This is a genomic window from Stenotrophomonas sp. STK17_22, from assembly GCF_051983905.1.
Lineage (GTDB): Bacteria > Pseudomonadota > Gammaproteobacteria > Xanthomonadales > Xanthomonadaceae > Stenotrophomonas > Stenotrophomonas maltophilia_A.
This window is the reverse complement of sequence record NZ_CP197010.1, coordinates 2818637-2840027: the sequence shown is the minus strand read 5'-3', so window position 1 is coordinate 2840027 and position 21391 is coordinate 2818637. Positions and strand designations below refer to the sequence as shown.

The following is a 21391-nucleotide window of genomic DNA, read 5'->3' as shown; positions in this document are numbered from 1 at the left end:
CCAGGGTGGAGGGACCGTCAAGCATGCATCTGCGGATACTAGCCGACAGACGAGTCGAGCGATCCCCATCCCGCACACGAACGTCGATAAAGGATCGTACGGCCCCCAAAGGGGATCGTCGATGTAGGCAAGCTAACGTCGGTGCGGTACCACCCCAGCCCCTTAAAGATAGCTGGGAGCCGTACAAATGTCTGATTCTCTCGATATTGGCGTGGACGTGGACTCCAAGGAGTTCGTACCGGCAGTGGCCGACCGCAAGGCCGGCGACAGGATCGCCAACACCCGGGCCGGCATAGCCCAGTGGCTCAACACCTTGCCCCAGCGATGCCGGATTGGCATGGAGGCGACGGGGCGGTACTACGAGTTGTTGGCTCGGATGGCTGGCCAGGCAGGCCACGTTGTCTATGTGATCAATCCACGTCTGATCAAGCACTACGGCCGGGCGACGGGCTCGCGTGGCAAGACGGACGCCATGGACGCCGAAGCGATCGCCCGGTACGTGAAGAAGGAGAACGATCGCCTGCGTGAATACGTACCGCGTACCGATGAGCAGCAGCAGATGCACGATTTGCTGCGCAAGCGGCAGACGCTGGTAAAGACACGCGCGCGCCTGGAGCAATCCTTCGGGGTAAGCAAAAGTGCCCCCGGGGAGCTGTCAGATCTGTTCTGCGCTCTGGCTGGGACGCTGTCCGAGCTGGAAAGCGAACTGCAGCGCTTGGGTCGCGATGGAGAGCATGGCACGCTCTACAAGCGCCTGTTGACCATCCCTGGTATCGGCCCCGCCGTCGCCGCTCACCTGATTTACTACATGACGCGCTGGCCGTTGGCCAACGCCAACGCGTGGATCGCCTGCACCGGCCTGGATCCCCGGCCTAACGAGTCTGGCGGCAGAACGGGACGGCGTCGGCTGTCCAAACAGGGCGCGCCAGTGCTGCGCCAGATGCTCTACATGGCCGCCATGGGGCTCAAGCGGTGTCGTCGGGGGCAACCGCTCTACGACGAGCTGTCAAAACGCGGTCACCCCAGCACCGCCGTCTTCAACATCCTGGCCAGAAAGCTGGCCAGGATCGCCTGGGGTGTCTTCAAAAGCGGCCGGGACTTCGATCCGGCGATGCTGAAGGTGGGTCAAGCCTGCTTCCAGCAGGCTTGACCACGAACATAGGATCTCGACTGCTCTGCTTCAGTCGAGCAAGCTCGACTCTACAGAATCAGCGGGCCCCGGCTGTTTCCTTGGCCAGCTGTGCGTCGAACTTCTGTTCGGCCGCATCCGCGTAGGCCTTGCAGGTCAGTGCCTTGGCGCTGGCCTTGCTGCCGGAGGCGTAGTCCCAGTTGCTGGCACCCGGATGAGGGGTCAGCAACACGTCACAGGGCAACGCCCGCACCGTCGCGAAGCTGCGTTTGTAGTCATCGACCAGGCGCGGATAGCGCGCATTGCCCTGCAGCTGGTAGCCCGGTGCACTCAGGCTGTCGGCGTAGGCGATGCGCACCGGCTTGCCCTCGCGGGTATCGCTCCAGGTCCACGCGGTGCTGCCCGGGGTGTGCCCGGGCATGAAGTGGGCTGTGAATTCGATGCCGCCCACCTCGACCACCTCGCCATCCATCACGATGCGGTCTGCACTGGCAGGCGGGTAGGTGATGCCATCGCCGAAGTGCAGATCGTCGCTGCCACCGCGCGCCAGCAGCACCGCCGATTCGGCGTTGGCCGCTACTTTGGCGCCCGTACGGCGCTTCAGCTCCGCCACCGGCCCGGCATGGTCGGCGTGTGCATGGCTAAGCAGGATCAACCGCAGGTCCTGCGGGGCCACGCCGCGCGCCTTCATGTTGCTGATGAGGTGGCCGGCCATCTGTGGCATGCCGCCGTCGAGCAGTACCGCGCCGTCAGCGGTCTGCACCAGCAGGGCGGTCAGGTCCTGCGTGCCGATCTGCCAGGTGTGGTCGGCAATCTGCAGCGGTGCCATCGGCTGCAGCCACGAGGCGTCCACGGTGTAGGCCCGCAGCTGCGGCAGTGGTGTCTCGGCGCCACTGGCGTGCGCGATCGGGAGAGCAGTGACCAGGGCGAAGGCGAGCGGGGAAAAACGCATGGTTCACGTCCGTTTGAAGGAGGCCCAGAAACTAGCATGGGCCTCCTTCATCGCGTCGCGCATAGATTTCATGGCTCCCATAAGGGCGCCATGGATCAGTACCGGTACTGCCACCCCAGCGTCACCACCCGGCCACGGCCCGAGAAATAGCTCGGGTTCGACGGCGTGGTCTGCGAGTAGTAGCTGATGTACTGCTTGTTCGTCAGGTTCTGCACGCCCAGCGTGAAGGCGTGCTTGTCCAGCGCATAGCGTGCGACCAGATCCACCGTGGTGTAGCCCTTGAACTCGGCCACGCGTGTCCCCTGCAGGTCGAAGTCGCGGTCGAAGGCATGGCTGGCCTGCAGGCGGGTGCTCAGCTGCGGCGTCCAGTTCTGTTCCCAGAACGCTGTCAGCCGGTTTGGCGCGATGTTGACGCCAGCTAGATCGCTGTCGAGACGCCCATCGACGTTGGCGTCGTAGCGACCGTTGGCGCGTGCATAACCCAGGCCCAGCCGGCTGTCGCCCAGGCGCAGGCGCAGGTTGCTTTCGAATCCTTCCACGCGGGTGGCCTGGCGCTGCACCGCATAGGCGTCGATGCCCGGATCGTAGATCAGCACCGAGCCCAGCTTGGATTCGGAGGTGTAGTAGGCGATGTCACCGCTGAAACGGCCATCGTCGTACTCCAGGCCGATCTCGCGGTTGTCCGACACCACCGGTGACAGATCAATCAGATTGTCCACGCGCTGGCCGTCGCGGTTGATCGCGCGCAGTACGCGGCCGACGTCGGCCACGGTGTAGCCTTCCGAATACGAGGCGTAGGCGTTGAGACGGTCATTGATGTACCAGACCGCGCCGAAGTTGGGCAGGGTCTCGCTCATGGTCGGCTTGCCGCCAGCCACCTTGCGTGCGCCGTAGCGGGGCAGGGTGGTGTAGTCGCCTACTTCCAGCTCGCCCTTTTCGTAGCGCAGGCCGCCGGACAGCATCAGGTGGTCGGTTGGCCACCAGTGCAGCTGCAGCAGCGGCGACAGGCTCTGGTAGGTCGTCTGCGGCACCCAGTTCATGCCGCTGGCCAGCAGCACCTGGTGGGTGCGGTCGCGCAGGCCGTCTAGGCCCAGGGTCACGTCCAGCGTGGTGTCGGCGATGCGGGCCCAGCTCTGGGTCAGCTTGAAGCCGCGCTTGTCCGATTCGTTCTGGGTCTGGTCCCAGGCGGCGTTGGCGCCGGTGTTGCCCCACGGATCCCACTGGCTGGCGCCATAGCGGCCTTCGAAGTCGACCGCGAACGCCTGTGCCTGGAAACGGCCACCGAGCAGATCGGCGGCGCTGTAGTCCAGCGTCAACGAACGCGAGCGGTTCATCGGTGGATCCAGCGGCGTATCGCCGGGCACCGAAAGGGTCGGGCGGCCGGTGCGGTAATCACCGTTCACCGCCAGGTAGTTGTCCAGCCCGCGCAGCTCGTAGCGGTTGGCCATCAGCTGCAAGCGGTGGCCCTCGGCAATGTTCCAGCCCAGCTTGGCGAACACGTTCGACGAGGTCGAATCCATCAGTTCGCCCTGCGCGTTGGTACCGATCGAACGGCCCTCACCGTCGTGGTACAGGCCCTGCTTCTCATAGGCCAGGCCGGCCACCAGATCGAACTGCTCGCCGCGTACGCCGACCAGTGCCGAGCCGCGCTGGCCGTTGTCATCACGGCGGCTGGGCAGGGCCGAGCTGTAGCTGACGTTGGTGTCGAGCAGGAAGGCGCCGGGCTCGCTGGGCGCGCTGCGGGTGATGATGTTGACGATGCCACCGGTACCGCCGATGCCTTGCAGCGCGTTGGCGCCGTGGATGACCTCGATGCGTTCGATCATGGCCGGATCGATGGTGTGCGAATCACGTGAGCCATCGCGCAGTGGCGTCGACTGCGGAACGCCGTCGACCATGTACAGGATGCCGCGGCCGCGCATGGTTTCGCCGTAGTTGGACATCTTCTCGCGCGCTGGGGCAAACGCCGGGATCTGTGACGAGAGTACGCGCGAGACATCCGAGCCCAGCGCCAGCTGCTGCGCGATGTCCTCGCGGGTCAGCACGGTGATGGTGTTGGGCATGGCGGTCTCGCCCTGCGGCATGCGCGCGGTCGAGGCCGATACCGTGACCCGGGCCAGCGAAGTGGTCGTGGCTGGGGACGCTGCCGATGACGCGGCCCGGGCCGGAGCGCGGGGCTTGGGGGATGCCGGCGCAGCACTCACCACGAACACCCCCGGCGAGCGCTCCTGCATCGCCAGGCCTTGCCCGGCCAGCAGGCGCTGCAGGGCGTCGTGCGGGGTGTAGCGGCCGTCGAGGGCGGGCGCGTTGCGGCCGCTCACGCTGTCGGCAGCGAACAGCAGCTGGATGCCACTCTGGCGCGCCAGCGAGTTGAGCGAAGCCTGCAGCGGGCCGGCCGGCAGGTGCAGTTCGACAGGTGCGGACGCAGCGGTCTGCGCGGTGGCGGGCAGCGCCGCACACAGGCAGGCGGCGAGCAGGGTGGGGGCCAGCCGGCGCAGCGCGGCGGGCGGAACAGGGCGGGTCATGCGGGGGTCCTTCGGAAGGGTTCAAGCACTTGCCGGATGGGACGGCGCGCAACCCACCCTCGGCGTGGCAATCAATCGCGGGCGCGCAGATGCAGGCTGCCGTCGGCGGCGGTATGCACCTGGACCGGCAGGATCTCCGGCAACAAGGCGACCGCCGTCTCGGCACGATCGGCATCGAACACGCCCGACACCTGCAGCGGACCCAGTGCCGGGTCGTCCAGCACGATCGGACGGTCGTGATAGCGCTGCAGGATGCGCAGCACCTCGCTCAGTGGCATGCGGTCGAACTGCAGCCGGCCGGTGGTCCAGTCGGCCCGGTCCGGGTCCACAGCTTCCGGCGGAGACAGCGAGCCTGGCTGGGCCAGCAGGCGCTGCCTCGGCTTCAGGCGCTGCTCGGTGCCGCCGCCATCCACGCTGACACCGACCTCGCCGCGCCACAGCGTGACTTCGCTGAGATCGCCCTGGCGGTCAACATCGAACACCGTGCCGTAGTTGCGTACCTGTACCGGCCCTGCATCAACCTGGAAGCGGCGCCACGCCGAATGCTGCACCTCGAAGCGCGCATGGCCCTGCGCCAGCAGCACCTGCCGCGAACGCAGATGGCGACGGACCTGAAGGTGGGTTCCCGCGTCGAGCAGCACGCGGCTGCCGTCCGGCAGCTCGATGTCGCGGCGCTCGCCGACGGCGGTCTGGTAGTCACGCACCTGCCAGGCCGGGTCGGTCAACAGCAGCGCTCCGGCCGCAAGCAACAGCACCGGCAGTACCCGTTTTGCGCCAGATCCGCCGCGCCGCCGCTGCAACTGCTCCGGGCCTGGCAACGGGAAACGCTCCTTCAGTGCCTCCCGGTGCTGATCGAGCATGTCCTCGGCGGACGGTTCGGTGGGCGCCGACGGCGGTGCCGGATCGGGTGATACAGGACTCACCGCAGCGCACCGTGCAGCTGGCAGTCGGCCATGGCCAGGCGCAGATGACGTTCCACCGCCTTCAGGCCGATGCCCATCCGCTGCGCCACCTCGGCCTGGGGCAGCTCGTGGATCTTGTGCAGGATGAACACCTGCTGCCGCCGGCAGGGCATGCGCTCGATGCTGGTAGTCAGCCGCTGCAGCGCCTGCTGGCCCTGCGCCTGGCGCTCGGGTCCGGGGCGCTCACAGGCGCCTTCGGGAAGCTCGGCGCGGGGCTCCACCCAGTGCCGGCGCAGGTCCTCGGCGCGGCAGCGGTCGACCGCCGCATCGTGGGCGATCCTGCGCAGCAGCGCGATCGGTTGGCGGGCGTCATGCGCGGCCGTGCGTTCCAGCAGGCGCACACAGACATCGTGCACCACTTCGCGGGCCAGCCCGGGCGAGCGGAACCGGCGATGCAGGTAGTCCACCAGTTCCTCGTAGTGGCGCACCAGCGAGGTCACCAGCGGCAGCGCAGGTGGGCGGGGAAGTGTCGGCTGGGACATCCGGACGGGCAGCAAGGGTGAAAGGCGGGTGCCGGGAGGTCATCCCTGCGCAATGACGCAATACTAATGGGAACTGTTCTCGTTTGCTATGCCGCGATCGTCAGGGCGATTGTTCGCCGCGCCTGGAAAGTGAATCCACGATCATCGGCTGGAGCGCAGAATCGCCCACGGCTAGCCTGCCTGCAGGCTCAAGGAGGTGGACCATGCATGTGCTTCTGGTGATGGTGGGTGGCGTCGTGCTGCTTGGGGTGTTCCTGCTGTTCGGGCGGCTGTGGAGCGTGGGCACCTCACAGCTGCCCACGGCCCTGATCGCGTTCATTGCCACCTGGCTGCTGGTGACGGTGGCCAACCTGTGGGTAGGCGTCAGCAAGGCCGGCTACGGGATGCGCGAAGAACTGCCGATCCTGCTGCTGGTGTTCGCGGTGCCGGCCCTGCTGGCCGGTCTGCTCTACTGGCGCCTGGCGCGCTGAAGGACAGCCATGAGTACACGACTGCGATTGCCGGCCCTGCGCCAGCGCGATGGCCACCATGCGCGCGTGACCTACGAAGAGCTGTTCTTCGACCTGGTCTACGTGTTCGCGGTCACCCAGCTCAGCCACCACCTGCTGCACCACCTGGACCTGGCCGGCGTGCTGCAGACCCTGGTGCTGTGGTTTGCGGTGTGGCTGGGCTGGCAGTACGCCTGCTGGGTCAGCAACTGGTTCGATCCGGAAGCACCGCGCATCCGCGGCCTGCTGTTCGCCACCATGCTGCTGGCCTTGTTGATGTCCTCGTCCATTCCCGAGGCCTTCGCCGACCGTGCCTGGGTGTTCGCCGGCGCCTACGCCACCATGCAGGTCGGGCGTACCGCCTTCGTGCTGTTCGAGGTTGGCCGCACGCACCCGCTGGCGCCGAACTTCCGCCGCATGCTGGCCTGGGTGAGCGTGTCGGCCTGCTTCTGGCTGGCAGGTGCGGCAGCCGAGGGCAATACGCGGTTGGCGCTGTGGGCGGTGGCAGTGGCGTGCGAATACGTCTCACCGATGTTCGGCTTCGCGTTCCCGGGGCTGGGTCGTTCGCACACCCGCGAGTGGACCATCGAGGGCGGGCACCTGGCCGAGCGCTGCCAGCTGTTCGTCATCGTCGCGCTGGGCGAGACGCTGCTGGCGACCGGTGGCGTGCTCAGCGAGGTCGAACAGTGGAGTGGGGCGGTGGTGTCGGCGGTGCTGGCAACGTTCGCCGGCACGATCGCCATGTGGTGGCTGTACTTCGGCATCTCCAGCCGCGACGCCACCGAGGCCATCAGCCATGCCGAAGACCCGGGCCGGATGGGGGCCAACTTCCACTATGTGCACGCGTTGCTGATCGCAGGGATCATCGCTACGGCGGTGGGCAATGACCTGGTCATGGACCACCCGCATGCTGTGGTGACGCCGGTGTATGCGGCCGTGCTGGTGGCCGGCCCGTTGATCTACCTGCTGGGCAGCGCGCTGTACAAGCGGGTGGTATACGGGCGCGCACCGTACTCGCATCTGATCGGCGCGGTGGCGCTGGGCGTGCTGGGCGTGGTGTTGCCGCAGACCCATCTGTTGGCCGCTGGCTGGTTGACCAGTGCGGTGCTGCTGGCGGTGGGGTTGATGGATACGCGGTTGAAGCACCGTCTGCAACGGGCGTGATCAGCCCTCTGCCGGGTAGAGTCGAATGTTGGTCGACTGCTCTTCCACAAGGTTGTGGAAAATCCCGTGCTGCGGGCGATAGTCGACTGACAGTCGACTCTACCGCCGCCCTCTACTGTCTGAGGTGACCTGGCCGAGCGCGGCGGCCATTGCCGCAAGCTTGCCGACCGTGTTGAGGTTGCGGGCGGTGCCTTGCTGGGCACAGGGAATCCGCAGGCGTGAGTCGGCCATGCCGTCGCCATAGTGGACGAAGATCTCGCGGGTACCCAGCGCCAGCTGCTCATCGCGCAGGCCGGTCACCCCGGTCAAGGGATCGGCGGGCAGTACCTCATCAACGAACAGCGCGACCACGCGATTGCCGGCGGCATGTGGGAACGGATTGCCGGCGGCAACCGCCGCGATCTCGGCTGCCGAGCGCACCAGCACACCCACCGGTTTTCCTGCATAGGCCTGCAGCCGTTGGCCAAGGGCTTTCCGCACGCCCTCTTCGTCAAGTCCGCTGCGGAACACCACGTTGCCGCTGGCGATATAGGTGCGGACGTCGGTGAAGCCTGCGTCTTCGCACATCGCCACCAGTTCAACCATCGGCAGCTTGCCGGTACCGCCGACATTGACTGCTCGCAGCAGCGCGACATGCACGCTCATGGGGAACCTGCCTGCAGGCGGTCGTACATGCGTACCAGATCGACCAGCGTACGCGCGCCCATCTTGCGCATCACCTGCGCGCGGCGCACCTTCACCGTGATCTCGCTGACCCCGAGGTCACCGGCGATCTGCTTGTTGAGGCGGCCGCGCACCACGCCATCGACCACCTCGCGCTCGCCGGGGTTGAGGGTGTTCCAGCGCTGCTGCAGGGCATCGAGTGCCTCGCCATCGCGACGGCGCTGGCGGTCGATCTCGATGCCCTTGTGGATAGCATCCAGCAGCTCCTGGTCACGGAACGGCTTGGTCAGGAACTCGATGGCACCGTCCTTGATCGCGTTGACGCCCATTGCGATGTCGCCGTGGCCGGTGATGAACACCACCGGCAGCTGCAGGCCGTGGCTGCCCATCGTGCGATGGAACTCCAGCCCGCTCTGACCGGGCATGCGCACGTCCAGCACCAGGCAGGCCGGTGCGTCTTCCAGTTCGTGTTCGAGGAACGCCTGGGTGGAGGCGAAGGCCCTTACCTGCAGGCCCATCGAGGCCAGCAGGTCTTCCAGCGCGGCGCGCACCGACGGATCGTCGTCGATCACGTAGACGATGGGTGCCGGGTCGGTGATGGGTGCAGCGGGCTTACGCATGGGGGAGTTCCGTGGCGATGGGCAGGTCGAACACAAAGCAGGCGCCGCCACCTGCCGGTCGTTCGGCGCGGATCTGGCCGTCGTTGGCCTCGATCATCGAACGACTCAGGCTCAGACCGAGGCCCAGGCCGTGCGACTTGGTGGTCCAGAACGCATCGAACACACGCTCGGGATGATCGGCGGGCAGGCCGACACCACGGTCGCGCACACTGAGGCTGACCCGCTGGCCGTCACGCCGGGTCAGCAGCGACAGGCGCCGGTCGGCGGCGGGCACGGCTTCCATCGCGTCCACCGCATTGAGGATCAGGTTGCCGATCACCTGCTGCACCTGCACGCGGTCGGCCTGCACCAGTGGCAGGTCGGCGTCCAGCAGCAGGGCCACGGCCACGCCGTGCTGGTCCAGCTCGCTGCGCGACAGTGCCAGCATTTCCTCCACCGCCTGGTTCAGATCGAAGGCGCGCCGTTCCGGTGCGGCACCCTGGGTCAGGCCGCGGATGCGGGCGATCACGTCACCGGCGCGATGCGCGTCGGCCAGGATGCGGGCCACGGTCTGCCGTGCCTTGTCCACGTTCGGTGGGTCCTGTGCCAGCCAGCGCTGGCAGGCTTCGGCGCTGCTGGCGATGGCCGCCAGCGGCTGGTTCACTTCATGTGCGATGGAGGTGGTCAGCTCGCCCACGGTCGATGCGCGCGCCACTCGCAGCAGGCGGCCCTGTGCCTCCTGCACTGCGGCTTTGGCCGCTTCCATCTTCAACGCCAGGTAGGTGGTGATGCCGATCACCAGCATGCCGATCACCGAGTTGACCAGGCCGATGCGGTAGGTGCCGAAGCGGGTGAGGAAGAAGCTCAGGGCGGTGAGTGCGATGCAGGCGATGGCCAGGCTGATCAGCCCGCGCGTGGCGAGTACGCGCGATGCGGCGAGGATGACCGCTGCGTAGAAGCAGGCTGCCGCCACGGCGTAGTCGGTGACGGTATCGACCAGGAAGATCGCCGCCATCACGACGATCAGGGCCAGCAGCACCAGCGGGCGACGGGGCGACAGCGATGGCATCGGAACGGCTCCCGGGCGTGGGGGGAAAGGATAGCAAAGCCGCCTTGGGTGGATGCGGGCACCCACCAAAGCGATGCCTGGTAGTGCCGGCCGCTGGCCGGCAGCTGCAGGATCGTCCCGGAGATCATGAGGTTGCCGGCCAGCGGCCGGCACTACCCAGGTCTGTGCCGACCCAGGTCGGCACAGACCAATGTGGTGCATGCGGGCTGTTGGTAGATGCCGACCTTGGTCGGCAGGCTCTGGCAGCAGTCGTGGCATCTGAGGGTTCTGTGCCGACCAAGGTCGGCACCTACCAAGCGGTGCACGATGTTGCCGGCCAGCGGCCGGCACTACTCATCCAGGCTGGCGTTCCAGAACCCCTGCAGGACACCGGGCGTGGTCGCCAGCGTGGCCAGCACCGCATCCAGTTCACCGGCATCCACCGTGGTGGCATACAGCACCGCTTCGATCTCCACGTCGCGCTCGCCGAACGGGCGCTGGTCCACCGCGCGCACCGGGTAGTGCGCCTGCTCCAGCAGCAGCAACAGCTGGTCCAGCACCTCGGCCTGCTGCTCGCGCTGGCAGACCACGTTGATCGCATAGGTCGCCTCGCTGAACGCCTCCGGCAACGGCTGCCGCTGGATGCGGTTCACTACCGGCCGCAGCAGGGTATTGGCGGCCAGCACGAACACCGCCGCCAGCACCGCCTCTGGCAGCAGCTTGATACCCGCACAGGCACCCACCGCCGCCGAGCCCCACAGGGTGGCGGCGGTATTGAGGCCAGACACCTGTGCGCCGTCCTTCATGATCGCGCCGGCACCGAGGAAGCCCACACCGGAGATCACATAGGCCACGACATGCAGCGGCGACGGCGGACCGCCGTACAGGTCGTGGAAGCGCACGGCCAGGTCGACGAACACCGCCGCACCCACCGCCACCAGGGTATTGGTGCGCAGGCCGGCGGTGCGTTGGCGCAGCTGCCGCTCCAGGCCGATGACGGTGCCAAGCACGAACGCCACCGACAGGCTGATCAGCGAGCTCAGGGTTGCGCCGGCGTTGAACGCCGGCAGGTTCGGATTGATGTCCATTGTGTTTCTCCCTGGACCAGGCGGCGGGCGCTTACTGCCAGCCGTAACGACGGATGTAGATCTTCTTCAGCACGGTGGTCAGCACCGCGTAGCCGAACAGGATCGCCACCAGGAACGGCCAGTAGCCGGTCGGCAGGGCCTGCAGCTTGAAGTAGCCAGCCAGCGGGCTCATCGGCAGGGCCACGCCGATGGCCATGATCAGGCCGGTCATCACCAGCAGCGGCGGCGCGGCGATGCTCTGCAGGAACGGCACCTTCGGCGTACGGATCATGTGCACGATGAGCGTCTGGGTCAGCAGGCCCACCACGAACCAGCCGGACTGGAACAGGCCCTGGTCGGCCGGTGTGCGCGCATCGAACACGTACCACATCAGCGCGAAGCAGCTCAGGTCGAAGATCGAGCTGATCGGTCCGAAGAACACCATGAAGCGCCCAATGTCTGCCGGGTTCCACTTCAGCGGCTTGCGCACCAGCTCCTCGTCCACGTTGTCGAACGGAATGGCGATCTGCGAGATGTCGTACAGCAGGTTCTGCACCAGCAGCTGCAGTGGCAGCATCGGCAGGAATGGCAGGAAGGCCGAGGCCACCAGCACCGAGAACACGTTGCCGAAGTTGGAGCTGGCGGTCATGCGGATGTACTTCAGCATGTTGTTGAACGTGCGCCGGCCCTGGATGACACCTTCCTCCAGCACCATCAGGTTCTTTTCCAGCAGGATGATGTCGGCGGCCTCCTTGGCGATGTCCACCGCGCTGTCCACGCTGATGCCGATGTCCGCCGCACGCAGCGCCGGTGCATCGTTGATGCCATCGCCGAGGAAACCGACCACCTTGCCCTGCGCACGCAGCTCGCGCACCAGGCGCTCCTTGTGCAGTGGCGTCAATCGAGCGAACACACGATGGTGGTGCAATGCGCGCGACAACGCGCCGTCATCCATGCGCTCGATCTGCGGGCCGGTCAGGATGGTGTCGGCCTCCAGCCCGACCTGGGCACAGACGCGGGCGGTGACCAGCTCGTTGTCGCCGGTGAATACCTTCACCTCTACGCCATGCGCGGCCAGCGCCTGCAGCGCCTGCGCAGCCGATTCCTTCGGCGGATCCAGGAAGGCCACGTAGCCGACCAGGGTCAGTCCGCATTCGTCGGCCTGCGAGTACACGGTCTGGCTGGCAGCAGTTTCCTTCATCGCCACTGCCACCACGCGCAGGCCCTGTTCGTTCAGTTCCTCGGTGGTCTGCCGCACGCACGCCAGCCGCTGCTCATCCAACGGCTTGTCCTCGCCGTTCTCGCGCACCGTGCTGCATACCGCCAGCATCTCTTCCACCGCACCCTTGCAGATCAGCTCATGGTGGTCCTCGCGTTCGGACACCACCACCGACATACGGCGGCGCTCGAAGTCGAACGGGATCTCATCCACCTTGTGGTAGTCCTGCGACAGCCGCAGCGAGCTCTGCAGCTCCACGTGCTCCAGCACCGCCCGGTCGAGCAGGTTGATCAGCCCGGTCTGGAAATGGCTGTTGAGGTAGGCGAACTTCAGCACATCCTCCGAATCGTGACCGAACACGTCGGTGTGCCGTTCCAGCGCGATCTTGTCCTGGGTGAGGGTGCCGGTCTTGTCGGTGCACAGCACTTCCATCGCGCCGAAGTTCTGGATTGCATCCAGGCGCTTGACGATCACCTTGCGCCGCGACAGCAGCACCGCGCCCTTGGCCAGGGTGGAGGTGACGATCATCGGCAGCATTTCCGGCGTCAGGCCTACCGCCACCGACAGTGCGAACAGAAACGCCTCGGTCCAGTCGCCCTTGGTCCAGCCGTTGATCAGCAGCACGAACGGCACCATCACCAGCGCGAAGCGGATCAGCAGCCAGCTGACGCTGTTGACGCCGGCCTGGAACGCGGTCGGCGCGCGGTCGGTGGCGGTGCTACGCTGGGCCAGGGTGCCGAAGTAGGTACGGTTGCCGGTGGCCAGCACCACGGCGGTGGCGGTGCCGGACACCACATTGGTGCCCATGAACAACAGGTTGTGCTGCTCCAGCAGACCGGCCAGGCCATCGCCCGGGTGCGCGAACTTCTCCACCGGCAGCGACTCGCCGGTCATCACTGCCTGCGCCACGAACAGGTCCTTGGCGGTCAACACGCGGCAGTCGGCCGGAATCATGTCGCCGGCGGACAGCACGATGTGATCACCGGGCACCAGCTCACGGATCGGCAGGTCCAGCAACCGTGCCGGGCGACGGCTGTGCAGGTGCGCACCGAAGTACTGGTCGGCCACATCGGCCGCCTCGGTACCCGGATTGCGACGCAGCACGCGTGCGGTGTTGCCGACCAGTGCCTTCAGCCGCTCGGCGGCACGGTTGGAGCGGCCTTCCTGCACGAAGCGGATCAGCGTGGACAGCAGCACCATCGCGCCGATCACGATCGTGGCCTTGATGTCCTCGGTCAGCCAGGACACCGCCGCCAGAACGGTCAGCAGCAGGTTGAACGGGTTGCGGTAGCACTGCCACAGGTGCCGCCACCACGGCAGCGGCTTTTCGTGATCCACCTCGTTGGGGCCGAGCGTGGCCAGCCGCTCCTCGGCTTCGTGCGGGCTGAGGCCATCGACGTGCGAGTCGAGCGCGGCCAGCAGGCGCGGCTCGTCCAACTGCGACAGGGTGACCAGGCCGGTGGTGAGTGCGAACGGTGCGGCCTCGGCGCTGCCCGGGCCGAAGCCGGCTTCGGGCATGGCGCGACGACCGAACAGGTTGCCTGCGCGACGGCTGCGCAGGAATGCATTGAACCAGGCGTTGAGCAGGCTCATGGGAACTCCTTGAATGTCAGAGCCGGCCGCGGCCGGAACACGAACGGAACGGATGCAACGGTTCAGGCGTGGCGCATTGCCAGCACCGCCGGTGACCACAGCTGCATGTGCAGGCGCTGGCTGCCACCGATGCACAGCGGCTTCATCGCATCGCGCAGCGGGTAGGGCAGGTGGCGCAGCACATTGATGCGCTCGCTGATCGGCAGCAGCGACAGCGCGTCGGCGACCACGCGTGGCGAGCCGAGCGACAGCGAACGGGCGAAAACCACGGCGCCGTGCTGCAGCAGGTGGCTGCGCAGGGCGGCAACATCGCGCTCGCCGATCAGGCGGCGCAGGGTGATGTAGAGGATCTTGTAGGACATGGGGGTGATCTCCAGGCAGGCGGCGCCTGGCGATCCCCCGTCATTCAGGCAGGCAGGGACCGGCGGGCAGGCGCCGGGAACGGGCAACAGGCGGGCATACGGGGCGCGGTGCGCCCGGCAGGGTCGGGGTCCATCTGCGTCTCCATGAGGGGAGGGGCCGGCCAGGATTGCCCTGGCCAGTGGCGCTATTGTCCGCCCCTGAATGGGGTAGTCCTAGAGGCTCGTGGGTTAGCCCGGCTATACCTTGGTATAGCGAGACCCCGCGAAGTGCCAAGGCGCGGATCAATGGGCGGCCGGCGTGGTCTGCTTGCAGACGTCATATTCGCCGGATGTGAGCGTCTTGTCGCGATCGGTATCACAGGCGTGCAGGCGCTCGGCCCAGTCGGGTGCCACGGCATCCACTTCGGCCAGGGTGACGATGCCGTCCTTGTCCTTGTCCAGCGACTCATAGGACGGAATCAGCTTCACTTCGGTTACGTCCTCGGCCGCGGTGGCCTTGCTGGCTTCCTGGGCCTTGGAGCACGCACCGAGCAGCAGGCCCGCGCAAAGGGTGAGGGCGACGGGAAGATAGCGGACCTCGGTCATGACAGGCTCCAGAAGTAGAGGTGCGGGCCACCGTTGTGGTGGCCACGGCCGGATCTTCTGCGCGGGACTGTAAGCCGGTTGCGAAGAATGCAGGTAAGCGTGCAGGCAAGTTGGTTGCCGTTCACCGCGTGCGTGCAGGTCCTGCAGACCAGGAGCGGCAGACTAAGAATGTTTTCAAACGAGTAGGACATGTTTGATTTTTGCAACTTCTTGTATGTCGAGGTTGTGACGCCGCCGTGAAAATTCGCGCTCGCCTTTCCCCGCGGGCTCGCAATGCATCGTCTTCTCACTTTGATTCTGTTGGTCATTCTGTCTGGTAGCGCGCACGCATCCACCCCACAGATCAACGTCGGCGTACTGTTCGACTACCTGCAACCCACGCACAGCAACCTGCTCAAGCGCATCCGCAACACCGGTGACGCCACGGCTTACGTGCGGGTTGAAGTCACCCAGATGCACTTCGATGCAGACGGCAAGGCCAGCGAAACGCCGGTGGATACCACCGCGCTTGTCCACAACACGCCGGATGCGCAAGGGGTCATCGCCAGTCCCAGCCGCCTGATCATCGCAGGCAATGGACAGCAGGCTACACGCCTGGTGTATCGCGGTGCGCGTGACCAGGAGCGCTACTACCGGTTGCGCTTCATCCCGGTGGCGCCGACAGCCGAGGAATTCTCGCTCAGCGAAGAGCAGGCCCGGGAGGCAGCGGAGCTCACTTCGGCCATCCGCGTATTCACCGGCTACGGCACGATCTTCTTCGTCGCGCCGGAGAACCCGCACTACGACACGCTCATCGAACAACAGCAGGTGCGCAATCGCGGCAATGCCACCGTGGTGCTGGACAATCTGCGCCAGTGCGAGCGGAACCACCCCGATACCTGCACGCCGGGAATCATCGCCCATGTACGCCCCGGCAACAGCTACGCGCTGCAGGCCGCCGAGCATCAGTACCTGCGTTTCGAGCTTCGCGAAGGCGACAGCCAGCGCAGCATCGACTCGCGCCGTTAAGCCCGCTTCCACCGATGGTTTTGTCCCGAACGGGCCTGTCAGGCGCCCGCTGGGACGGCGTTGCCCTTGCCTGGCACCTTGATTCCTACCCTTGAACCTGGAGTGCATCCATGTCCCTGAAGACCACCCTGCTGGCAGCGGCCACCGCCCTGCTGATCACCCCGGCCGTTGCCCTGGCCGCTACCGAAACCAAGTCCATCACTATCAATGTCACCGCCGACGTACCGAACAGCGCCGGCCTGCAGGTGTCCACCCCCGATGGTTGGGAAGGCCTGCCGCAGAACCTGCCGTGGGATACCGCGCGCCAGACCCTGAGCGATCTGACCGGCCGCGTCATCAACATCAAGTCGCCGGCGGCGATCAGTGCCTATCTGTCGGCACCGGCGCAGATGGCATCGGCCGCCGATGTGGTCGACCTGGCAGTGAAGTTGGACAACGTGGTGGTGCCGCCCACCTCGGCCGCGAAGATCGAAGTGGCCAATGCCACCCAGGCGGCCGCCGGCAAGTCACTGGCCTTCGCCATTGCCCCGACCGCGCCGAGCGGTGGCTACAAGCAGGGCAGCTACGGCGGCCAGTTCCACATGATCTTCGAGAGCGACATCTGACGATCATGCAGCTTCGTGCCCTTCCTGCCGCATCGCCGATGCAGCGGGAGGGCACGGGCATCCGCCCATGAAACGACCCCTCCGTCCCGCATCTCCGGCCCTTGCGCGATTGGCTGCTGGCATCGGCGCCGTGGTGTTTGCCGCGTCCAGCCATGCCACCGGTCTTGCGCTGGGTGAGCTGCCCAGCCTGCTGGAGCAGCGCGAGCGCATGCCTGCGGAGTTCCGCGAGCATCTGTTCGGCAATCCGCTCACCGTGCGGGTGGAGCTGGACGGTCGCTACCTGGGGGACGCCGAGGTGCTGCTGCACGAAGACAATCGTGTGCAGCTGATCGGCTTTGGCGAAGCCCATGACAGCCCGCTTCCGCAGACGGAGCGGACGCGCTGGGTCGAGGCGCTGGCCGAGCCGATGGCGCTGGGCGTGTGCAGCGAGCAATGCCGGGGCCTGGCTGCGCTGCATTACAGCCTGTCCAATTCCCTGCTCAGCCTGCTGACTCAAGCAGGTGCGCACAAGGAAGGTCGCCACGTCGCGCTGCCGGAGCGCGGCAGCCATGGACTGATCGTCCGCAACAGCGTGGCCGTACATGGCGGCCAGGAGCAACAGACGTCCGCACGCTACAGCGCCGAGCTGCGTGGCAGTGTTGGCCGCTGGAGCACTGTCGGCAGCTACCAGTATTACGCCCAGCCGGGCAGCCGCGAGCACTATCTCAGTGCCCTGTATACCCAACGCGAGCTGGGCGACCACTTCGTGCGTGCGGGCTACTTCCTGCCCACCTTCGAAGGCATCATCCGCCAGCCGCGCGCACCCGGCACGCAGAACGATACTGCGCTGGGCTTCATGCTCGGCTCGTCGGACGTACTGCTGGCCGACACGCGCAGCCCCAGTGTGTACCCGGTCTATGTCACTGCCAGCCGCGAAGGCGTGGTGGAGATCCTGCGCGACGGCAACCTGCTGTCCACGCAGGCCGTCAAGCCGGGCATCCAGGAGATCGACACCCGCCGTCTTCCCGGTGGCATCTACGACGTGGAACTGCGGGTCATCGAGGATGGCCACGAGGCCTCGCGTGAGACCGCGTCGATCCACAAGCCCAGTCGCTGGAGCGACCCCACACGCCGATGGCGCTACAGCGTGTTCGCCGGCCAACAGCGTGGCCTGCTCGATAGCGGTCGTGCACTGCAGGAGGGCAGGCTGGCCGCGGGTGCGGTGGTCAATTACCTGGTGCACCCGCGGGCGGTGGCCGGTGCCACCGTGCAGCAGATCGGCACGCGCCGCGCGGCGGGGCTGTCGATGGACTGGCAGGCCAGCGACCGCTTCAGCACCTACACCAATGTCTACACCTCCAGTGATGCCGGGCGCGGCGTCGACCTGCAGGGGTTGTACCGCTACCGCGCCGGGTCGGTAGTGGCCAACCATGCTCGCAGCTGGGCCGAGCAGCGCCAGCGCGTCCTGCCCGGTGACGGCTCCGCACCGCGTTGGGTAACCCGCGGGGGCTGGCAGGACACAACTGCCGTGTCGATCACCCATCGCTTGAGTCATCGCGACAACGCCAGCGTGCGGGTAGCGCGCAGCTCGGGCTTCACCAAAGGCAACGGCATCGATGTGTCTTATGGCCGTCGCGAGACCGTGTTTGGCAAGCACGATGTGAACTGGCGGGTCTCGGCCTACGATCGCCCTGGCGGCCGCTTCACCCACTACCGCCGCCAGCGCGGTGTCGACCTGACGGTCAGCGTATCGCTGGGCAGCGAGCGTCGCAGCTACAGCGGCAGCCTGGGCAGCCGCACTGGCGAAGCCGGCCAGCGCGACACCTATGTCAGCGCGGCGGCGACACAGCGCGTGGATGGCAAGCTTGTGCAGAGCGTGAATGGCATGATCAGTGCCGAGCGCAGCGGCATCGGTGCAGGCGCCGGTGCCTACCTGCAGAGCGCGCTCTTGGAAGGCGATGTACAGCTATACCGTGGCGCGGGCTCGGGCCACGTGAGTGGCAGCGCCAACCTGGACAGCACACTGGTGATCGGCGGCGGCCGTGCAGCGGTGCTTGGCCAAGGCCGCAGTGGCGGCGTGGATACCGGCATCATCGTTGACGTGCGCAGCGACTATTCCGATGTGAGGCTGCGTGCCGACGACAGCCGGGGCGGTGGCGTGGAACTGAAGGCAGGGCGTAACTTCGTGCCGGTGACCGCCTACCGCGCAGGCCATGTGCAGTTCGACTTCCAGGGCCGGTACGCACCCGCTGGTACGTTGCAGCCGTCCACGGTCAGCTACCACCTCAACAAAGGTGGCGTGATGCACGCCACCGTGGATGTACTTCGCACCATCACCGTGATGGGCCAGGTGCTCGATGCGGATGGCGACGGCGTGCGCGGTGTGCAGGTGATCAACCACGCCGGGCGCAGCGTCAGCCAGGAGGAAGGCTTCTTCACGCTGGAGCTGAGTGCACGGGCGCCGGTGGTGGAGCTGCGCTACCCGAACCTGGTCAGTTGCGTGCTGACGATGGAAGAGGGGCGGTATCCGCGAGAAGGCGATGTGCTGATGGTGGGGGGCGTTGGCTGCCCAGCACCCCTTGCTGGCCCGTGAGTAATCCGCTGAGAGACCACTCCATGTCCATGATTGAACGCTTCATTTCCGCTTTGTCACCGTGTGGTCCGCTTGTGCGGGCGAGTGGGCTCCTGGTCGTGCTGATGGCCTCGGCGGGAGCCGCCGAGTTACAGATCAGGGCGGAGTTTCGTCCAAGCGCCTTGGACCCTTCGCACAATCGGTTCGTTAATACTACGCCCCAGTCCGGCTACTGCGCACAGCATTCAAGCTTCTGCAGAGCTGGCGACTTCACGGTCAATACTGGGATGAATGTGAGCCAGCGGCGCCTGTTTGGCGGCGGCGATGATCCGCGCGAGAAATGGTACCTGTCCGTTGACGGAAGCTGGCGAGATGTAGTCGTGCACAACGCGAACAACCACAAGCTGAGGGCCCGGCTGCGTCTGTTCCTGATCGGCATGCAATGGGGCTTGCCATCTGATGGCACCGCGCCCGGGGCATATGGAGCAGCCACAGGCGGCTGCCGTGGTCGCCTGGGTGTTGGTGGTGGTTCATGGTATCGGTATGCGTGGGATGTTCCGGAAGGCAATCCTGTATGTGTGCGGAGCCCAAGGGCAACCACCGATCGAGTTGCGAACTATCTGAACTTCTCGATTGGCTATCACCTTGAAACGCCCAACCCGCTTCAGGCCCAGGACGGTCAGTACACCGGAAGCGTGACTTACACGGTGGGCAATGGGCAGCAGATCGATCTTGGTCAGGGTGACTACTCGGATTCAGAGCTGACACTGAAGCTGCAGCTGGACGTATCCCACGATTTCCACGTCCGATTCTCTAGCGAATCCCCCAGCGTGAAACTGGCGCCAGATGGAGGTTGGAAAAAATGGATGGACCAAGGCCTTCCACCGGCACGCCTGCGTCAGGAACTGACGTTCCGCCTTACCACGTCAAGGAACCTGAGCTTGAAGCTGCGCTGCGAGCATGAGGCCGACGATCGTTGCGGAATCCGCAATCTGCGCGACGACATGGTGGTGCCGGTGGATGTGGACGTGACCATTCCCGGCATGAGCAATGTGGGTGACGGGCGTCCGGCACAGGACACGCCGTTGCTGCCGGATGATGGACGAGCGCCACGCTTCACGCCTGATGGCTACCTGATAGAGCGGCGTTCTACGCTGCGCTTCACCGCTGGTCGTGATGCTGTGGTGGAGATGCTGAAGTCGCCTGGCTCGCATTGGCAGGGCAATATGACCGTGGTGTTTGATGCCAATCCGTGACGAGGGGGCAGCTGGCATGGGTAGAGTCGACTGTCAGTCGACTCTACCTGCAATCGCAGGGATGCCGGCCAGCGGCCGGCACTACCCGATGCCTTCAGAAGCGGTCGGCGAACGCGTCCGTGGCGCGCACCAGCGCATCCACCGTCGCCGGCTCGTTCGCGCTGTGGCCGGAGGTCACCATCTCCAGCCTGGCTTCCGGCCAGGCCTTGGCCAGGTCCCAGGCGCTACGCGGTGGGCAGATGATGTCGTAGCGGCCCTGCACGATCACGCCGGGCAGGTGGCGGATGCGATCGATATCGCGCAGCAGCTGGTCCGGCTCAAGGAAGATGCCATTGCGGAAATAGTGCGCTTCGATGCGGGCCTTGGCCAGCGTATCCAGCGGGTCATCCGTGGAAACGGCATCCACATCGTGCTGCAGGGTGGCGGCGTTGTCCTCCCAGCCCAGCCACGCCTGCGCGGCGGCGATGCGGGTGGCCTCATCGGGGCTGTCCATGCGCGTCCAGTAGGCTGCAATCATGTCGCCGCGCTCGGCTTCTGGAATGTAGGCCTCATAGCGGTCCCAGCGCTCCGGGAAAATCCAGCGCGCACCGCCGTTGGCCTCGGCAAACCAGCGGTTCTCGATCTCACGACCGAGGAACACGCCGCGTACGATCAGGCCAGTGGCGCGTTCGGGATGTGCCTGCGCATAGGCCAGAGACAGGGTGGAGCCCCAGGAGCCGCCATAGACCAGCCAGCGCTCGATACCCAGGTGCTCGCGCACCTTCTCGATGTCGGCCACCAGATCCTGCGTGGTGTTGTCGCGCAGCTCGCCGAACGGCGTGGAGCGGCCGCTGCCCCGCTGGTCGATCAAGACGATGCGGTAGCGCGCCGGGTCGAAGAAGCGCCGATGGGTCGGCGAGATGCCGGCGCCCGGGCCACCGTGCAGATACACCACCGGGATGCCCTCTGACGTGCCGCACTCTTCGATATGCAGGGTGTGCAGATCGCTCACCGGCAGGGTGAACTCGCGGTAGGGCTCGATGGCGGGGTACAGGGTACGCATGGGGATGCTCACAAACAGGGGCGGCCAGCATAGCGCCGCAGCTCGGTGCCTGCAGTGGCACATGCTTTCGCGGTGCTGGAAATGGGCTGGC

General features: G+C 66.2%; 19 protein-coding genes. 7 read left to right on the top strand and 12 right to left on the bottom strand.

What is annotated here, in order from left to right; all coding sequences use genetic code 11:
• Positions 1–187 precede the first annotated feature (187 nt).
• Complete coding sequence (locus ACSYS9_RS13225; RefSeq protein WP_132808894.1) at positions 188–1150, top strand: IS110 family transposase; 963 nt, start codon at positions 188–190, stop codon at positions 1148–1150.
• A 58-nt stretch (positions 1151–1208) separates the two neighbouring features.
• Here the strand turns inward: ACSYS9_RS13225 and blaL1 are convergent, their stop codons facing one another.
• The 4 genes from blaL1 to ACSYS9_RS13205 all read right to left on the bottom strand — a co-directional run bounded on the left by blaL1 (position 1209) and on the right by ACSYS9_RS13205 (position 6050).
• Positions 1209–2081: a L1 family subclass B3 metallo-beta-lactamase gene (gene blaL1, locus ACSYS9_RS13220; RefSeq protein ID WP_071229619.1), complete on the bottom strand. Its 873-nt coding sequence runs from the start codon at positions 2079–2081 to the stop codon at positions 1209–1211.
• Positions 2082–2176: 95 nt separating this feature from the next.
• Positions 2177–4606, bottom strand: coding sequence for a TonB-dependent receptor domain-containing protein (locus tag ACSYS9_RS13215; protein WP_071229618.1), 2430 nt, complete (start codon positions 4604–4606; stop codon positions 2177–2179).
• Positions 4607–4677: 71 nt separating this feature from the next.
• A complete protein-coding gene (locus ACSYS9_RS13210) occupies positions 4678–5529 on the bottom strand; it encodes a FecR family protein (RefSeq protein ID WP_071229617.1) in 852 nt (283 codons plus the stop codon).
• Entirely contained in the window at positions 5526–6050 is a 525-nt protein-coding gene (locus ACSYS9_RS13205; RefSeq protein WP_071229616.1) for an RNA polymerase sigma factor, read from the bottom strand. Before ACSYS9_RS13205 ends, ACSYS9_RS13210 begins: the two co-directional genes overlap by 4 nt.
• A gap of 203 nt (positions 6051–6253) precedes the next feature.
• On the opposite strand from ACSYS9_RS13205, the gene ACSYS9_RS13200 reads away from it, so the two are divergent.
• Together ACSYS9_RS13200 and ACSYS9_RS13195 are read left to right on the top strand one after the other, a co-directional pair.
• Positions 6254–6520 carry a hypothetical protein gene (locus tag ACSYS9_RS13200; protein ID WP_032129472.1) on the top strand — a complete coding sequence of 89 codons (267 nt, stop codon included), beginning with the start codon at positions 6254–6256 and terminating at the stop codon, positions 6518–6520.
• Positions 6521–6529: 9 nt separating this feature from the next.
• Positions 6530–7702 (top strand): low temperature requirement protein A, encoded by a 1173-nt coding sequence (locus tag ACSYS9_RS13195; protein WP_071229615.1) that lies wholly within the window; start codon positions 6530–6532, stop codon positions 7700–7702.
• Between the two features lie 99 nt (positions 7703–7801).
• Here ACSYS9_RS13195 and ACSYS9_RS13190 read toward each other — a convergent pair whose 3' ends face one another.
• The 7 genes from ACSYS9_RS13190 to ACSYS9_RS13160 all read right to left on the bottom strand — a co-directional run bounded on the left by ACSYS9_RS13190 (position 7802) and on the right by ACSYS9_RS13160 (position 14838).
• Complete coding sequence (locus ACSYS9_RS13190) at positions 7802–8347, bottom strand: DUF1697 domain-containing protein (RefSeq protein ID WP_071229614.1); 546 nt, start codon at positions 8345–8347, stop codon at positions 7802–7804.
• Positions 8344–8985, bottom strand: a complete 642-nt coding sequence (locus tag ACSYS9_RS13185) for a response regulator transcription factor (RefSeq protein WP_049422188.1) — start codon at positions 8983–8985, stop codon at positions 8344–8346. Before ACSYS9_RS13185 ends, ACSYS9_RS13190 begins: the two co-directional genes overlap by 4 nt.
• Complete coding sequence (locus ACSYS9_RS13180) at positions 8978–10033, bottom strand: sensor histidine kinase (protein ID WP_071229613.1); 1056 nt, start codon at positions 10031–10033, stop codon at positions 8978–8980. Before ACSYS9_RS13180 ends, ACSYS9_RS13185 begins: the two co-directional genes overlap by 8 nt.
• 329 nt (positions 10034–10362) lie before the next feature.
• On the bottom strand, positions 10363–11100 hold the full coding sequence (locus ACSYS9_RS13175) for an MgtC/SapB family protein (RefSeq protein WP_032129477.1): 738 nt from the start codon (positions 11098–11100) through the stop codon (positions 10363–10365).
• A gap of 31 nt (positions 11101–11131) precedes the next feature.
• Positions 11132–13891 (bottom strand): magnesium-translocating P-type ATPase, encoded by a 2760-nt coding sequence (gene mgtA, locus ACSYS9_RS13170; protein ID WP_071229612.1) that lies wholly within the window; start codon positions 13889–13891, stop codon positions 11132–11134.
• Between the two features lie 62 nt (positions 13892–13953).
• Complete coding sequence (locus ACSYS9_RS13165; protein WP_071229611.1) at positions 13954–14253, bottom strand: hypothetical protein; 300 nt, start codon at positions 14251–14253, stop codon at positions 13954–13956.
• Positions 14254–14535: 282 nt separating this feature from the next.
• Positions 14536–14838 (bottom strand): hypothetical protein, encoded by a 303-nt coding sequence (locus ACSYS9_RS13160; protein ID WP_071229610.1) that lies wholly within the window; start codon positions 14836–14838, stop codon positions 14536–14538.
• A 300-nt stretch (positions 14839–15138) separates the two neighbouring features.
• Between ACSYS9_RS13160 and ACSYS9_RS13155 the strand changes: the two genes are divergently transcribed.
• The 4 genes from ACSYS9_RS13155 to ACSYS9_RS13140 all read left to right on the top strand — a co-directional run bounded on the left by ACSYS9_RS13155 (position 15139) and on the right by ACSYS9_RS13140 (position 20258).
• Positions 15139–15846 carry a CS1 fimbrial subunit B flags: Precursor gene (locus ACSYS9_RS13155; protein ID WP_440567989.1) on the top strand — a complete coding sequence of 236 codons (708 nt, stop codon included), beginning with the start codon at positions 15139–15141 and terminating at the stop codon, positions 15844–15846.
• A gap of 110 nt (positions 15847–15956) precedes the next feature.
• Positions 15957–16451 (top strand): CS1 type fimbrial major subunit, encoded by a 495-nt coding sequence (locus tag ACSYS9_RS13150; protein WP_071229608.1) that lies wholly within the window; start codon positions 15957–15959, stop codon positions 16449–16451.
• Between the two features lie 67 nt (positions 16452–16518).
• Positions 16519–19023, top strand: a complete 2505-nt coding sequence (locus tag ACSYS9_RS13145) for a TcfC E-set like domain-containing protein (RefSeq protein ID WP_071229607.1) — start codon at positions 16519–16521, stop codon at positions 19021–19023.
• 23 nt (positions 19024–19046) lie between these two features.
• Entirely contained in the window at positions 19047–20258 is a 1212-nt protein-coding gene (locus ACSYS9_RS13140) for a hypothetical protein (protein WP_143048264.1), read from the top strand.
• Between the two features lie 94 nt (positions 20259–20352).
• Here the strand turns inward: ACSYS9_RS13140 and pip are convergent, their stop codons facing one another.
• A complete protein-coding gene (pip, locus tag ACSYS9_RS13135; RefSeq protein WP_071229605.1) occupies positions 20353–21300 on the bottom strand; it encodes a prolyl aminopeptidase in 948 nt (315 codons plus the stop codon).
• Positions 21301–21391 lie beyond the last annotated feature (91 nt).